This window comes from Wolbachia endosymbiont of Bemisia tabaci, assembly GCF_003999585.1.
Lineage (GTDB): Bacteria > Pseudomonadota > Alphaproteobacteria > Rickettsiales > Anaplasmataceae > Wolbachia.
This window is the reverse complement of record NZ_CP016430.1, coordinates 939,740-954,234: the sequence shown is the minus strand read 5'-3', so window position 1 is coordinate 954,234 and position 14,495 is coordinate 939,740. Positions and strand designations below refer to the sequence as shown.

At 35.1% G+C, this 14,495-nt stretch carries 17 protein-coding genes and 1 riboswitch; of the genes, 4 read left to right on the top strand and 13 right to left on the bottom strand.

Annotation, left to right across the window (positions count from 1 at the left end; translation table 11 throughout):
- Positions 1-93 precede the first annotated feature (93 nt).
- The 10 genes from BBB02_RS04695 to pgsA form a co-directional block, all read right to left on the bottom strand.
- On the bottom strand, positions 94-774 hold the full coding sequence (locus BBB02_RS04695) for a thiamine diphosphokinase (RefSeq protein ID WP_127464142.1): 681 nt from the start codon (positions 772-774) through the stop codon (positions 94-96).
- Complete coding sequence (locus BBB02_RS04690; protein ID WP_017532519.1) at positions 746-1,030, bottom strand: SemiSWEET family sugar transporter; 285 nt, start codon at positions 1,028-1,030, stop codon at positions 746-748. Before BBB02_RS04690 ends, BBB02_RS04695 begins: the two co-directional genes overlap by 29 nt.
- A riboswitch (TPP riboswitch) is annotated at positions 1,019-1,121 on the bottom strand. (Overlaps the previous gene by 12 nt.)
- A gap of 76 nt (positions 1,122-1,197) precedes the next feature.
- On the bottom strand, positions 1,198-2,067 hold the full coding sequence (locus BBB02_RS04685; protein WP_127464141.1) for an SPFH domain-containing protein: 870 nt from the start codon (positions 2,065-2,067) through the stop codon (positions 1,198-1,200).
- Positions 2,051-3,091 carry a M23 family metallopeptidase gene (locus tag BBB02_RS04680; RefSeq protein ID WP_127464140.1) on the bottom strand — a complete coding sequence of 347 codons (1,041 nt, stop codon included), beginning with the start codon at positions 3,089-3,091 and terminating at the stop codon, positions 2,051-2,053. The genes BBB02_RS04685 and BBB02_RS04680 overlap by 17 nt, the downstream gene beginning before the upstream one ends.
- Positions 3,088-3,828, bottom strand: coding sequence for a YebC/PmpR family DNA-binding transcriptional regulator (locus tag BBB02_RS04675; RefSeq protein ID WP_063631068.1), 741 nt, complete (start codon positions 3,826-3,828; stop codon positions 3,088-3,090). The genes BBB02_RS04680 and BBB02_RS04675 overlap by 4 nt, the downstream gene beginning before the upstream one ends.
- Positions 3,829-3,835: 7 nt before the next feature.
- Positions 3,836-4,513 carry an outer membrane protein assembly factor BamD gene (bamD, locus tag BBB02_RS04670; RefSeq protein ID WP_127464139.1) on the bottom strand — a complete coding sequence of 226 codons (678 nt, stop codon included), beginning with the start codon at positions 4,511-4,513 and terminating at the stop codon, positions 3,836-3,838.
- A 67-nt stretch (positions 4,514-4,580) separates the two neighbouring features.
- Positions 4,581-4,793, bottom strand: coding sequence for a hypothetical protein (locus BBB02_RS06480; RefSeq protein WP_245970074.1), 213 nt, complete (start codon positions 4,791-4,793; stop codon positions 4,581-4,583).
- Positions 4,794-5,069: 276 nt separating this feature from the next.
- On the bottom strand, positions 5,070-5,330 hold the full coding sequence (locus BBB02_RS06475; protein ID WP_245970073.1) for a hypothetical protein: 261 nt from the start codon (positions 5,328-5,330) through the stop codon (positions 5,070-5,072).
- Positions 5,331-5,352: 22 nt separating this feature from the next.
- The gene (locus BBB02_RS06470) at positions 5,353-5,586 is read right to left on the bottom strand and encodes a hypothetical protein (protein WP_245970072.1); all 234 of its coding nucleotides are present in this window, start codon (positions 5,584-5,586) and stop codon (positions 5,353-5,355) included.
- Positions 5,587-5,685: 99 nt separating this feature from the next.
- The gene (pgsA, locus tag BBB02_RS04660) at positions 5,686-6,231 is read right to left on the bottom strand and encodes a CDP-diacylglycerol--glycerol-3-phosphate 3-phosphatidyltransferase (RefSeq protein ID WP_127464138.1); all 546 of its coding nucleotides are present in this window, start codon (positions 6,229-6,231) and stop codon (positions 5,686-5,688) included.
- A gap of 119 nt (positions 6,232-6,350) precedes the next feature.
- Here pgsA and BBB02_RS04655 point away from each other — a divergent pair, with 119 nt between their 5' ends.
- Genes BBB02_RS04655 through grxD form a run of 3 tightly spaced genes read left to right on the top strand, consistent with a single transcriptional unit; the run spans position 6,351 to position 8,267 of the window.
- Positions 6,351-7,670, top strand: coding sequence for a malic enzyme-like NAD(P)-binding protein (locus BBB02_RS04655; protein ID WP_127464137.1), 1,320 nt, complete (start codon positions 6,351-6,353; stop codon positions 7,668-7,670).
- Between the two features lie 38 nt (positions 7,671-7,708).
- Positions 7,709-7,927 carry a BolA/IbaG family iron-sulfur metabolism protein gene (locus BBB02_RS04650; protein WP_006012412.1) on the top strand — a complete coding sequence of 73 codons (219 nt, stop codon included), beginning with the start codon at positions 7,709-7,711 and terminating at the stop codon, positions 7,925-7,927.
- Between the two features lie 16 nt (positions 7,928-7,943).
- Positions 7,944-8,267 (top strand): Grx4 family monothiol glutaredoxin, encoded by a 324-nt coding sequence (gene grxD, locus BBB02_RS04645; protein ID WP_006012414.1) that lies wholly within the window; start codon positions 7,944-7,946, stop codon positions 8,265-8,267.
- A 127-nt stretch (positions 8,268-8,394) separates the two neighbouring features.
- Here grxD and BBB02_RS04640 read toward each other — a convergent pair whose 3' ends face one another.
- Positions 8,395-9,435, bottom strand: coding sequence for an efflux RND transporter periplasmic adaptor subunit (locus BBB02_RS04640; RefSeq protein WP_245970071.1), 1,041 nt, complete (start codon positions 9,433-9,435; stop codon positions 8,395-8,397).
- A 264-nt stretch (positions 9,436-9,699) separates the two neighbouring features.
- On the opposite strand from BBB02_RS04640, the gene BBB02_RS04635 reads away from it, so the two are divergent.
- On the top strand, positions 9,700-9,954 hold the full coding sequence (locus tag BBB02_RS04635) for a hypothetical protein (RefSeq protein ID WP_127464135.1): 255 nt from the start codon (positions 9,700-9,702) through the stop codon (positions 9,952-9,954).
- A gap of 421 nt (positions 9,955-10,375) precedes the next feature.
- On the opposite strand, the gene BBB02_RS04630 is transcribed toward BBB02_RS04635, so the two are convergent.
- Both BBB02_RS04630 and ppdK read right to left on the bottom strand, forming a co-directional pair.
- Complete coding sequence (locus BBB02_RS04630; protein WP_127464134.1) at positions 10,376-11,662, bottom strand: hypothetical protein; 1,287 nt, start codon at positions 11,660-11,662, stop codon at positions 10,376-10,378.
- A gap of 158 nt (positions 11,663-11,820) precedes the next feature.
- A complete protein-coding gene (ppdK, locus tag BBB02_RS04625; protein WP_127464133.1) occupies positions 11,821-14,490 on the bottom strand; it encodes a pyruvate, phosphate dikinase in 2,670 nt (889 codons plus the stop codon).
- Between the last annotated feature and the right edge of the window lie 5 nt (positions 14,491-14,495).

Below are 14,495 nucleotides of genomic sequence, written 5' to 3'. Positions count from 1 at the left end.
TTTGACCTTTACTTTAGCTAATAACAGGCGCCTGTAGTTTTTATAATTAGTGTTAACACGGTTTTTCTACTTTTTTTTTCTTAATGTTTTAACTCAATACACACCATCATCATTTACTGCTTCTAAATATATCATTGCTAAACACACGCCACTGTGTATTTCTATAGATAACTCATTGCCTAAACTTCGATTAAAGCAAGAATTCTTTCCTGGAAAAGCAAGGTTACTAAGGTACAGTTCCCATTTTAATCCTTTAGTTGATATTTGAGCTTTCGGTATACCAAGTAAGGACATTTTAGTATTTTTTAGCAAAGAGGAAAAATAGGTAATACCCTTTTGTAAGGCATACCCCACCATGGAAGGCGAAGGCATATAAAAGATACTATCTGTACTTGAAAAAATGTTGATATTTTGTAGTATATGATCAGTTGCTCCTCCAGTAATACCCGTTACTATTGATGGCAATAACTTTACTGTTTTTAAGTGAGACATTGCTTTAGAAAAGTCGCAATAATCTTGATCAGGTAGATATACTGTATTTAAATTAGCACGTAAATTCGGATTTATACTATCCAAATCTCCTATTACAAGATCAGGTTTTACGCCAATTGATAGAAGCTTATTTGCCCCTCCATCTACAGCAATAACAGGTATATCTTGTTTAAAAAACGATGAATCAGGTATTTCTCCATTTAATACTACAATAGAACGATATTCTTGCTCCACGCTACAATGTAGCATATGGTTATAAAACGCTTCGTGCAGTTTTTGCATCGTAGTAACATTTTTGAACAATTGATATTATACTGATCACTAATCCAGCAATATTACTGAGTATCACAAAAGTTAAACCCTGACAAATACCGTAAATAAGCCAAGATGATGAACAAATAAGATAATTCACCAACATTAGCATCGATACGTCACGAGTAAGTTTTGTGATATATGCTCTATATACTTGAGGCAATAACCCAATAAGAGATGTAATGAACGCGATGAAGCCAAAGCATTCTTCAATATTTATATACATACATTTTCCTACGTTTGTTTTAACAAGATCAGGTTCAAAGGGTTGTACTTTATGTACTCTCAGCTTTTTTAGAGCACCCCTAATGCGTGTAATTTATAACATCATTTAGTCTATTAATCAAGAAATTAACAGTGACTTGCATTCATGAAACCCAATCGGCTTCTATGCTAATTATTATCCAAACTAATAGTCGGCTGTGCATCCTGCTCAGAGATCAGAGCAACTAGCAAATTGTTTATCAATTGAACCTTTTGTTTTCCATCCAATTGTAAGCTTTTATTTTTTTCAAAATGGGCTATTACTTCTTCGATAATTCCTATTGCGTTTTGCACTATATGCTTTCTTGCAGAGGTGATGGCATGTGCTTGTTGACGCCTCAGCATTGCCTGTGCAATCTCAGATGAATACGCCAAATGCGATATTCTCGCTTCTGTAATTTCAATTCCAGCAATATTCAATCTTTGTTGTAGCATTGACCGCAATTCATTTGAAATTTTGTCAGAGTTTTTACGCAAAGATTCTTCATCGTTTTCGCTATCATACGGATAATTACTTGCCAGTTCTCTAATTACCGAGTCACTTTGCACAAAAACAAAATCATGATAATTATTAACATTATAATATGCCTTCGCAGGACTGCTCACTCTCCAAACAATTACTACTGAAATCTCTATCGGACTTCCATTAGCATCATTAACTTTAATTTTTTCTGTATTGATATTCTGAAATTTCAAAGAAACTCTATATTTACTCGAAAACGGAAGCGTTACGCATATTCCAGACTTAAAATAAGTTCCAATATAATGACCAAAAAACTCTATCACTCTTGTTTCATTAGGATCATTAACGAAAAATCCTTGAGAAAAAGTCAATATTGAAACAGCAGCAACTCCAAGTGCAATTGTGCTGTCATACACAAAAAGTACCAATAAAATTAACCCTAGCGCTATTAGTACAGGAAAAGCCCGAATTTTACTTAGATTTCTATCATTTATTGTATTTTTACCTGTACTGTCTTCATCAGATTGCTTTTTCACTTGCACCCTCTCTGCTGATTATTTCATCTACCTTACTTACAAATAATTTAAACTCTCTTAATTCACGATCAGACAACTTTATCTCATTGCCATGAGCTATCGTAAGCGGATCAATATGTTTACCATTATATATAACTTCATAATGTAAATGAGGTCCTGTTGCAACACCAGTGCTGCCAACATAAGCAATGATTTGTCCCTGCTTTACTTTAGAGCCTAACTTTATATCGCTACTAAATTTGCTTATATGTGCGTAACAAGTTGAATATTTATTGTTGTGCTTTATTTTGATGTAATTCCCATAGCCACCATTCTTTCCTATATATTCTATTACACCTTCTGCAGTGGCGTGTATAGGAGTGCCAAGTTTAGCTGCATAATCTACTCCTTTATGAAAAGCAATTTTACCATGAATGGGATGCTTTCTATTACCAAAATTCGAGGATATACGAAAATCTCCGTTCAAAGGACTTACAAAAATTTCGCTACTCTTTAAGCTTATCCCCTCTTCATTAAAATACTCTTCTTTGCCGTTTTGTGATTCATAATAATATAAACTTATAGCTTTATTGCCTGTTGTGAGTGAAGTATATAAAATTTTTTCTTCAGCCTTCTGATCACTCTCACACAGAACTTCCAACTTGCTTTTGGGCACAATGTCTTTTTTAAAATCTACACCATAATCTTTATATATGCTGATTAATCTCATTATTGTATCTGGCGCCAAACCTCCTACATCAAAAAAAGAGGATTTTATGTCACTGGATATGAATAACAACTTTCTATCACTTTCTGTAGCTTTTTTTTTCCTGATCCCGTGCTGAAGTAACGCTGGAAAGTGGTTTAGGTTGCTTTCTGTTATTCCAGTGCTTGAACAGTTTTTTAATCGAAAATGTTGTATAGCGTGCTGTTTACAATCAATTTCCAGTGTCTGGGCACTGGAATGACAATAGTCTTTCTGCGCAAATGTTTCAGTTGAATATGCTGGTAAAATACAAAGCAGTGGAAGTATTACCAGCCTCATAGTTTATCAGCAAAAATAAAATTACCTTCAACATACTGCACATCATCATTATCTTCTAGCTCTTCAACTAATATAGATAATTTATCAATTAATTCTTTGTCGCTAACTTCAATCAGGTCCTTTGGTTGCCACGAAAGACGAGCAAGTTCTGGTTCTCCAAATTTTGTATAGAAAGCGTCACGTACTTTACCAAAGTCTTTTACTTCACAAGTTATAACATATAATTCTTCTTTGTTATTTTCCTCAACATTCAATACTTCTAATTCAATTCCATAGTTAAATAAATCTTCAAAATTTATACCCCCTGCTTTATAGACAATTAAGCCTACATGATCGAAAAGGTAACTCACACATCCTGTTTCTCCCAAATTACCGCCTTTGCGAGAAAAGATATAACGTATCTCAGAAGCAGTTCGGTTGCGATTATTTGTCAGAGCATGGACAATAAGTGCAGCACCAGAAGGTCCGCAGCCTTCATATTGTATTTCTTCATAACTTTCTCCAGCAACGTTACCAGCTGCATTTTTTATTGCTGTTTCTATTTTATCTTTTGGTAGATTTTCCTTTCGCGCAGCAAAGATAGCAGAGCGAAGACGTGGATTGAGTTCGGGATCAGGCAGCCCTTGTTTTGCAGCAACTGTTATTTCCCTAATGAGCTTCGTAAATTTTTGCGAGCGCTTTGCATCCTGAGCACCTTTTCGATGTTTTATATTTGAAAACTGTGAATGACCAGCCATAAGAAAACTAATTCACCCCTTCTGCTAACATATTTTCATACTGCTCAGCTTCTAAGTCAAGGCCAAGAGCTAAGTGAGCTGTTATTAAATAACTAATAACTCTAGAAGAATATTTATCGCTTATCATATTTTGAAAACGCTTAATTGCTGCTAAATATTCACCACGCTTTAGGTAAAATTCACCAATAGAATACTCTTTTTTTGATATATGTTCTGTGATTAATTTTTCTTTTTCTTTGATCTCTTCTATATATTCGCTATTCGGAAAAAGATTAATATATTCAGTAGCTAGCTCTAAAGTTTTATATGCAATTTGTTGCCCAAGCTGCACTTTATTAATTTGCATGTAATAAGATAATACTCTTAAGTAATATACATATGGCAAATCTTCACCATTTGGATAAACGTATATATAATCATCCATATCACTTGCAGCACTGCTGTAGTTACCCATATTATAGTGAGAAACCCCAGACAATAATTTGGCTTTCATTGCCCAATAAGATAAAGGATACAAATCCTCTATCTTTTGAAATGCTCTAATAGCTTGCTTATATTTTTTCTGATCATAAAGCTTAACTGCCTCCTCATATAGTTCAGTTTCAGTGTGTTCCAGATCATCCCCATACGAATGCACAAAGGAGCAAATAAGGAGAAAAAAGCATATAATTAAAGTCTTATACATAAGATTTTTTTTGATTAAAATAAAGTATAGACTAAATATTACCTAAATAAACAAATTTTTGGCATTATCATCGAACGAAAAGCGGCTCTTGGCCACCATTACCTATATTGCTCGCACCACCACCTATTGCAACACCCTTTCCACTCACTTCTACGTTCTCTAGCTTTCTACTATAAGAATGTGTGATCAATCCACTTCCTACCATCAAAAGAGCAATACCTACCAGACCTAAAGCAGGCCCAACAGCAGATGATGCTAATGCTACTTCAGAAATCAACATTATCTTCCTGATTAGTAATAAAGAAGAACCATTTATCCCAGGTTAACGACTACCCCCTGGTTTTGACGTCGTCTCTACGCTTTCGACACTTCATCAGTGGTTCACTTGCGTTCGTCTCTCTATTTCATACATGACACATAATTGTGCCTTTTCCATAACGCTCACTACCTTAGCTCTTTACCAAAGCAGCTTATGGCTGTTTGAAGCCTGCTCTTGCAAACCGACTCCGAGGGACCCTCCCTCATCTATTGCATAGCTTCAACACTTCCCGTGTCTCTACAGCGCGTAATCATCAACGGTACAAGGAAGGTCTCTCTTTTCTTTTTCTACTGTTTTCCCACTTTCAATATTCTCCAATTCTCGTTCTTTTTGTGCTATTTTTCTATTATTATAAATTAAATATAGCGTGCAAATAAGGGATAAGACTGTGAAAGGTAATATAGTATGGCCTAATGAGCTGCTTATAAGGCCAAGTAATACCTGATCGCTACATGTTTTTTCGAGCTCAATTGCCATCAACAATGCAAATGGAACCATTGTTACCAATGATACACATTTCCTATGTAGCTCTCTTTTTTTTAGTGTTAATAGTTCTTGTTCCAGCTTTATGTAGCTCTCTTTTTTTTAGTGTTAATAGTTCTTGTTCGAGCTTTTTGCTTTTTTCTTCCTCTCTTTCTTTTCTGACTTCTTCATCAACTGTTGGCCAAAAATCCCAGAAAAAATCTTCCATTTTAGCACCTTTTTTACCTTTGGATCTTTTTAAAAAAAACTTAGTGCCTGTAATACTAGTCATATGAACAGACCAACTTATGAACTAATACATTATATAGGATTTTAATTACTAAGTCAATGTTATGAAATTATTAACCTTCTTTGTATACTCTTAAGCAATTTAGTCAATCTGTTTGATGCCAGCTAGAACGTAATTATAGCCTGACCACATAGTCATAACAGCTGCAGCCCATAAGCAAACCACACCTATATATTTAGTTGCTTCATAATCACTCATTATTAATGCCACTATAGCAACCATCTGAAAAAATGTTTTAATTTTCCCAGCTTTGCTCACAGGTAGACTAACGTTTGTAGCTATCAAAAACTCTCGTAAACCCGAAACTAATATCTCCCTACAAACAATTATAACTGACGGTATAATTGTAACATCATCTATTTTTTGCTTATAAAAAACTAGCATGATTATTGTTGAAGCTACTACTAACTTGTCGGCAATTGGATCAAATAACTTGCCAAAATTCGATTGGACTTTCCATGCACGTGCTAAATAACCATCAAAAAAATCTGTAATGCACGCAAATACAAAGATCAATATTGTTATTAGACTTGCATATTTACTTTCTATATAGAAGCTTGATATTATTGCCGGTATCGCGAGTGCACGAGAAATTGTTAGCAAATTAGGCAAGTTTTTCTTAAGCATGTAAATCACACTATGAGTAGATAAACTTATACAGAAGTACAATCGAGTTCACAAGCTAATAGTTGAACATTCATAAAAACCCCATATACTTAAAAAATTACTAACAATAAGCTCAAAGCATGAATAATGATTTAGATAACACCACAAAACAAGAAGCACTTGAGTATCACAATAGGAATAGTAAACCTGGTAAAGTATCGATCATACCGACAAAACCCTTATCCACACAGTATGATCTATCACTTGCTTATTCTCCTGGTGTTGCAGCCCCATGTCTTGCAATAGCTAAAAATCCTAAAGCTGTTTATGATTACACGGCAAAAAGCAATTATGTAGCTGTTATTTCAAATGGCACCGCAGTACTGGGACTTGGTAATATCGGTCCTCTTGCTTCAAAACCCGTCATGGAAGGCAAAGCTGTTTTATTTAAGCGTTTTGCTGACATTGATGCAATTGATATAGAAGTTGACACAGAAAACATAGAAGATTTCATCAATGCAGTAAGGTATCTTGGCCCAAGTTGGGGGGGAATAAATCTAGAAGATATAAGATCTCCTGACTGTTTCATAATAGAGAAACGTCTAAATGAATTGATGGATATTCCAGTTTTCCACGATGATCAACACGGAACTGCAGTGGTTGTTGCAGCTGGTATAGAAAATGCCCTCGATATTGTTGGAAAGAAATTAGGAAATGTAAAGATCATCATGAATGGTGCTGGAGCAGCTGGTATTGCGTGTTTGGAAATACTGAAGTCTATGGGTGCTAAGAACATAGTACTATGTGACAAACAAGGAGTAATACACAAAGACAGAAAAGAGGATATGAATGAGTGGAAAGAAAAATATGCAATTGACACTAAAGAACGTTCCTTGCTCGATGCCATAAAAGATGCTGATGTATTCATCGGACTCTCTGCAAAGGATGTGCTCAGTGAAGAGATGTTAAAAAGCATGGGTAAAGACCCAATCATTTTTGCTCTTGCTAACCCTGATCCAGAAATAAGTCCTGAATTTGCAAAATCTGTAAGGCCAGATGCAATAATTGCAACTGGTAGGTCAGACTATAACAACCAAGTCAATAACGTAATGGGATTTCCTTACATATTCAGAGGAACACTCGACGTACATGCAACGACAATAAATGATGAAATGAAAATTGCTGCTGCAGATGCAATAGCAAAGCTTGCTCGCGAATCAGTGCCAAATGAGATATCTGCAGCCTATGGTGGTCGTAAAATGAGCTATGGACGTGAATATATAATACCTACTCCATTTGACCCAAGATTAATTTCTATAGTATCTCCTGCTGTTGCAAAAGCTGCAGTTACCTCAGGTGTAGCAAGAAAGGAAATAAAGGACTGGAATGAGTATGCAAGTCAGTTAAAATCTCGTCTTGCTAGTGCTCTCAGCATGCTGAATCTATTGTCTTCACAATAATCAATTGCATATTTTAGACTTATAATTAAAATAAACTGATGACTATTACAATTCACGAGTTAGAGAAAATTATCAAACAATCATTTCCTGATGCTGATATAAAGATTAAGGACCTTGCTGGAGATGATGATCACTACCATTTAAAAATAACTTCCAAGTGTTTCTCTGGAAAGACAAAAATAGAACAACACAGAATGGTATACAAGGCTCTTGAAGGTCAGTCTATACATGCATTGCAACTAGAAACTGGAGCTTAAAATTAAGGTGATATTTATGAACAACTTTGAACAAATAAAAAAAGACATAGCAGAAAACGATGTAGTGCTGTATATGAAAGGCACCTCTGACTTTCCTCAATGCGGATTCTCTGGGCTCGTCGTATCAATTCTCAAAAAATTGAATGTAAAATTTAAATGCATCAACGTACTTGAGAATGATGAAATACGTCAGTCCATAAAAAGTTTTTCTGATTGGCCAACAATTCCACAAATATATATAAAGGGAGAGTTTATTGGTGGCTGTGACATAATCCGCGAGATGTATGAAAAAGGTGAATTACAAAATTTGTTAAAAGAAAAAAAGGTTATTGCGGAGTAAGTTTACACAGCAAAGTGGCAAAATAAAAACATAGTGTCAGTGTCCAGACACTACCTTCTTTTCTGGATTTCAGTGTCAGCTACTTGAATCACAGAACTCGATGTCATGAAAGTAGCTGACACTGGAGTTATACCTTATCACCAGGCTTAACAAATAGATGGCCCAATGTTATTAACTTTATAGGCTTATCTTCGTTATTTACCACCACCCAAACACCATCATCTTCATGATCAACAATTTCTATTGCTGTAAATACTACATAATTATTGTTATCAACAATCTTTATTCCAAGAACGCCATCATCACTTAAACTTAAGGCCGAAGAAGGAATTTTATATGCAAATCTTTCACCTGAAGGGAGGCTTACACTAGCAGTCAGTCCTTGCAAGGATATAATCTCATTATCAGTTACCTTTACCTCCACTCTATAAGATCCAGTTTTAGGCTCAGCAATTTTACTAATAAAACTCACTTCACCTACTAATTCCCTTCCGTCTAGCAAATTAATTTGCGCTGCACTACCCAGTTTTATTTTATTTACTTCATTTTCTGAAACATACAACACTACAAGAACTTGATCAAAATTAACTATGTCAGTTATCTTCTGTCCAGAATTAACAAAATCCCCTTCATTTACGTTGATCTTATCTACATAACCATCAATAGGGGATTTAATCGCAGTATTTTCCAAATCCAACTCTAGCCTTTTTAGGTCAGCTTTTGCACTCTGCAATGCAGTAAAAGCTGCTTCCACTTGTATCTGCGCTCCATAGCCTTTTTTATTCTTCAATTTTCGAGAGGAATCATACTCAATTTCACGCTGATTTAATAAAGCTTTGGCTTTTTCAACTTGCTCAACTCTGTCATAATCTTCTATCTTTAAAATTACATCGCCTCTTTTTACTTTTTCACCATCAGACAAATAAATAGCAATAACTTGACCACTTGTTCTTGAGACAAGGCTTGCCCTATGCAAGGGATTTACTGTACCAGAAAAATTTAAATATACAGTGCGATTTTGTGGAGTATAATCCTGAGTTTTTACTGAAAAACTACTAGTTGGATTATCACTATGAACTGTTTGATCTTCTTTTATTAAAAACGTACTGTTGATAAAAAACAGTAGAATAAGAGCAATACTGGAAACAATGATTACTTTGCTTCTCATCCTTAAGCAGTAAAATTTATTGACCAATCTTGTTAGAAACAACTGCATAAACTTTCGAATCAAAAGTGTAAGTATAATACATCTATTGTCACTCTATAAACAGTTTTATGTGAGCAAATTTTCCTAAAATTAAGTAAGTTTGCTAAAATGCAATTTTTAATCAAGAAACCTTATCCGAAAAGTTATTATGTCAATATAAGAATTAACATTATATTAGCATATAAGTACTAACGTAGTGTTAGTTTTATAATTAAGGAGTATATTATGACAAATCCTGTACTAAACCCTCCATTTCAATGGAAGGCACTTCATGATTGCTATAGAGAATGTGAAGAAAAGTCACCAGGGTGGGCAATAGCAGAGCGAAATAAATGCCAGTGGTACTGTCATCTGAAAGATACTCATGGCTTATTTAAATCTGATTCACAAGAAGAGTCGACACCTATTGATATAAGTAGTACATTCAGAGAGATTGGAAATAAATTCTATGATCTCGCAGATTCAGTGTCTGTTCTATAGTAAAATAAAGGATCAAAGTTCAATTAGTAAGTCTACTTTTGTAGACTTACTCTCTCATATTGACTCAACTGCAGAGCTGAAGTGCTAATGCTTGAGCTTTTTTTTACTGACTTTCCGTATTTTCAGGAAGAGGAGACCCTATTAACTCTATCTTGGTCTGTTGTACCACAATGTTCGTACAGCAACTAAAAGGGTGTTTTTACTGACTTTCCGTATTTTCAGGAAGAGGAGATCCTATTAACTCTATCTTGGTCTGTTGTACCACAATGTTTGTACAGCAACTAAAAGGGTGTCATTCAAGTAGCTGACACTGGAATCGAGAAAAGAAGCCAGTATCAGTTACTTTCATGACAACCATTTGTGTTTCTATGGTTGTATTTCTCTCTTCTACCTATTTTGCCACCCTGATGAGGATATATTATCATATATTTAAATAGGGTAAGCCCATCACTAAACTTTTATCTTGCAAATGAGGTTCGCAAATATAGCTATACTTTTTAAAATCTAGAAGTTTAGCAAAGCCATCACGATCATTCTCATGGTGAAAAGCAACATTTATACCTACTATTTCGTCCGTTTCTTGCAGCTTTCCATCTTTATCTATTACCTGTGCCTTAGCAAGCGCAACTGTAGGCTTATGGACATAATTTGCTCCAATAACCCTTCTTATTGAATGTTCTATTGCTATTTTTTGCACTTCAGGATTTTTATCAAACTCTTTCAAAAAATTAAGGTGTAAGTTAATATATTCAGAGTATTTCAATCTGTGTTTTTTATGTATAGTTGGTTTGTAGGACAGTTCATTTGTAGGTGACTTATAGTTTGCAAGAAGCAATTTTTGTTCATATTGCTCATTAAATTTCTTTATCTTTTCAAAATGTCTTTCATATTGAGTCAACCCATCTTTTCCTTTTTTCTCCATCCTTTTCAAGAATTCCTCTACTGGCTCTCGTTTGGCTAGAGTAATTTTGCGTATAAGCGGAATTTGTTCTTTCAAGCTAATCCAATATGGTAGGCAAACAACTTTTGCATCTTTCGAAAATAGACCTTCTAATTTTTTCACTGCATTGTATAAGTTTGCTGGTTCTGGTTTATAATGCCCACTATTATTGTCTATATAAGTTATTTCACCATTTACCACTTTCATTAAACCAGAACATAAAACTGGCTTACCACCTGCAAGAGTTGAATGACGATAAGCCCATTCGCTTTTGTTAACATTAATATGTTCATGAGTTACTAGCTTTCCGTCAAGCGTGATCACATAAGCTACACAACCTTTTTTATCCTTACTAATTTTATCAGTTGTATCATATAGTTTGCCTTTAAAGCCTTTTAACTTGTTACCTTCCACTTCTGGCATTAAGTCCACGTATAATTTTCCTTTATAAGGAATGTTGGTATATTCTGCTTGTTCATCTGGCGTAAAATACTTAACCCTTGTATTAGTTCCAGGGATTTTTCTTCCTTCAACTCCAACTTCTGGAAACAAATTATATCGTGGAAAAAAATAAGTAAAATTATTCTCTATCCAATACAGAATCTTATTTATGATACCAAAAACCTTTCTATTACCTAGATCAATAGAGAGTTGCTGTTCCTTTGGTACTGCTAGATGATTGGACTTTGTACCAGATTTGCCAAATTCTTTGGCAGCATATTTAAACTTTTCTAGTAAATATTCCTTACGTTCTTTTGATATTGACATTTTTAACTAACTTACTATTATTTTATAGTATATTATTTTAAACAAAAAATCAATCTTTCTTAAGATATTAAGAAAAAAAAGTAGCAGCAAAATAGCTAAACCGACTTAGATTTATCGACAATTTGAAAAATCATCATTCCGCTACTTGTTAGCGAAATCTATGTTCGTACAGTTGTGCTGCCCAACAAACTTATGCTAAGCTGTGCTGCCACTAATTTTGCAACCGGTACTCTATAGGGCGAGCATGACACATAATCAACCCCTGATTTGATGAAAAACTCTATGGACTGTGGATTCGCTCCATGCTCTCCACATATACCAAGTTTAATTTCTTTTCTGGTTTTTTTGCCCCTTTCGATAGCTATTCTGATTAATTCCCCTACCCCTTCGACATCTAGCACCTCAAAGGGATCGTTTTTGAATATGTTGCTTTCCTTATAAGAATCGAGGAAATTAACTGAATCATCTCGTGAAAGTCCCATAGTTGCTTGTGTTAAATCATTAGTGCCAAAACTAAAAAATTCTGCGTGTTTTGCGAGTTTGTCAGCAATAAGTGCTGCTCTTGGCAGTTCTATCATCGTTCCGATTGAATAATTCACATCGAAATTTTTAGCTTCTTTCTTTACTAACTCGCATATCAGAACAAACTCTCTCTCGCTCATGATAAAAGGAATCATGATTTCAGGTTTCACTTCTATCTTTTTTTCTTTCCTTAATTCACTTGCAGCACTGAGTATTGCCCTAATCTGCATTTTATATATTTCAGGATGAGAAATAGCAAGCCTACACCCTCGATGGCCAAGCATTGGATTTTTTTCTGATAACTGTACTATTTTATTTTTTACCGATTCAACTGACTTATTCAGTGATCTGGCAATTTTCTCTATAATAGATTGATTATGGGGTAAAAACTCATGCAAAGGCGGATCAAGCAACCGTATAGTGACTTCCTTGCCCTCCGTAATAGAAAATATTTCTTTGAAATCAGACTTTTGCATTTCTTCGAGTTTATTTAATGCATTTGCCCTTTCATTTTCATCATCAGCTATTATCAATTTTTGAATGAATTCGATTCTATCACTAGCAAAAAACATATGTTCTGTGCGACATAACCCTATACCTTCTGAACCGAATTCTTTTGCAATTTTTGCATCTTTTGGAGTATCAGCATTCGCTCTCACCTTCACTGTTTTGATTTTATCTACCCAGTTAATTATCGTTTTGAACTCTTGCGATAATTCAGGCAAAATTGTAGGGAGAATACCAAGCATAACCTCTCCTGTTCCTCCATTGATGGTGATTGATTCACCTTTATTTACTTTTATATCCCCCATAGAAAGAAATTTTTCATCTTTATCAATATAAAGTCCATTTAGACTACAAATGCATGGTTTACCCATTCCACGAGTTACAACAGCGGCATGGGAGGTCATACCTCCTCGCGCTGTCACTATTCCACTTGCAGCATTCATTCCATTAATATCTTCAGGGCTCGTCTCTGATCTCACCAAAATTACTTTTTTACCCTGCTCTGCAGCTTTTTCAGCATCACTTGCACTGAATACTATATATCCAGAAGCAACACCTGGAGAAGCTGGTAACCCTCTTCCTACTACTTCTTGATCAATTTTAACATCAAGAACTGGATGCAATAAATTGTCAAAGGTTTTTGGGTCAATTCTCAATATTCCTTCCTCTTTTGTAATCGCTCCTTCGTTTACCATATCAACTATTATGCGAATAGCAGCTTCGGCTGTGCGCTTACCAGACCTAGTCTGCAAAATCCATAACTTACCGTCCTGTACAGTAAATTCGATATCCTGCATGTCCTTATTATGCCTTTCAAGTTTTTCACATACCGAGCATAATTCGCCGTAGACACTTGGTAGCAACTTCTCCATAGTGTTTTCTTGCTCCCCGTCAATTGGCATAGGAGTATAAACACCAGAAACCACATCCTCACCCTGAGCATTAACTAAAAACTCACCAAAAAGCTTTTTTTCTCCAGTTGAAGGATTCCTTGTAAATATCACACCAGTTGCTGAATTATCATTCAGATTACCAAAAACCATTGCTTGTACATTAACTGCAGTTCCAAGGTTTTCAGGAATATTATTTATTTTTCTATAGGAAACAGCTCTATCATTTTGCCAAGAAGAAAACACTGCATTTACTGAATTGAGTAACTGTTCTTCAACGTTCTGCGGGAAATTTTTTCCTATTTTCTCATATACTACATCTTTGAAATCATTAACAATCCCCTTTAAAACATCAACATCAAGATCAGCTAAGCTTTTTGCTCCACTTTTTTGCTGTTCACTATCAATAATGTCTTGAAATAGGTTGTGGTCAAGCTGTAGTACAACATTCGAGTACATCATGATGAAACGGCAGTAGCTATCGTAAGCAAAACGTTCGCCACTTTTTTTTGCAAGACCAACAACGGTTGCATCATTTAGGCCAACATTTAGGACTGTATCGAGCATGCCCGGCATTGAATTCACACTACCAGAGCGTATGGAAACTAATAAAGGATTATTTGAATCCCCGAATTTACAACTGATGTCACTTTCGAGCATCGCCATGTAGTTTTTTATCTCGTTACGTAGGCCGTTAAACAATTCATTATCTTGGCAATAGGCCTGACAAACAGCAGTGGAAATTGTAAAACCAGGTGGAACAGGAATGCCAATGTTACACATCTCTGCCAGATTTGCTCCCTTCCCTCCTAGTAGATTTCTCATTGCTGCATTGCCTTCACAATTGCTTTGGCTAAAGTAATATATTAACTTTTCTTGCATTTTTTTCGGATTTTCACTAATATACATACTAT

Bases quoted from the DNA above. Each gene is read 5' to 3' on its own strand.
- BBB02_RS04695 (WP_127464142.1), bottom strand. From the start codon at position 774: ATGCAAAAACTGCACGAAGCGTTTTATAACCATATGCTACATTGTAGC.
- BBB02_RS06480 (WP_245970074.1), bottom strand. From the start codon at position 4,793: ATGTTGATTTCTGAAGTAGCATTAGCATCATCTGCTGTTGGGCCTGCT.
- BBB02_RS04655 (WP_127464137.1), top strand. From the start codon at position 6,351: ATGAATAATGATTTAGATAACACCACAAAACAAGAAGCACTTGAGTAT.
- BBB02_RS04680 (WP_127464140.1), bottom strand. From the start codon at position 3,091: ATGAGGCTGGTAATACTTCCACTGCTTTGTATTTTACCAGCATATTCA.
- bamD (WP_127464139.1), bottom strand. From the start codon at position 4,513: ATGTATAAGACTTTAATTATATGCTTTTTTCTCCTTATTTGCTCCTTT.
- BBB02_RS04690 (WP_017532519.1), bottom strand. From the start codon at position 1,030: ATGTATATAAATATTGAAGAATGCTTTGGCTTCATCGCGTTCATTACA.
- ppdK (WP_127464133.1), bottom strand. From the start codon at position 14,490: ATGTATATTAGTGAAAATCCGAAAAAAATGCAAGAAAAGTTAATATAT.
- pgsA (WP_127464138.1), bottom strand. From the start codon at position 6,231: ATGCTTAAGAAAAACTTGCCTAATTTGCTAACAATTTCTCGTGCACTC.
- BBB02_RS04675 (WP_063631068.1), bottom strand. From the start codon at position 3,828: ATGGCTGGTCATTCACAGTTTTCAAATATAAAACATCGAAAAGGTGCT.
- BBB02_RS06475 (WP_245970073.1), bottom strand. From the start codon at position 5,330: ATGGTTCCATTTGCATTGTTGATGGCAATTGAGCTCGAAAAAACATGT.
- BBB02_RS04630 (WP_127464134.1), bottom strand. From the start codon at position 11,662: ATGTCAATATCAAAAGAACGTAAGGAATATTTACTAGAAAAGTTTAAA.
- grxD (WP_006012414.1), top strand. From the start codon at position 7,944: ATGAACAACTTTGAACAAATAAAAAAAGACATAGCAGAAAACGATGTA.
- BBB02_RS06470 (WP_245970072.1), bottom strand. From the start codon at position 5,586: ATGACTAGTATTACAGGCACTAAGTTTTTTTTAAAAAGATCCAAAGGT.
- BBB02_RS04650 (WP_006012412.1), top strand. From the start codon at position 7,709: ATGACTATTACAATTCACGAGTTAGAGAAAATTATCAAACAATCATTT.
- BBB02_RS04635 (WP_127464135.1), top strand. From the start codon at position 9,700: ATGACAAATCCTGTACTAAACCCTCCATTTCAATGGAAGGCACTTCAT.
- BBB02_RS04640 (WP_245970071.1), bottom strand. From the start codon at position 9,435: ATGAGAAGCAAAGTAATCATTGTTTCCAGTATTGCTCTTATTCTACTG.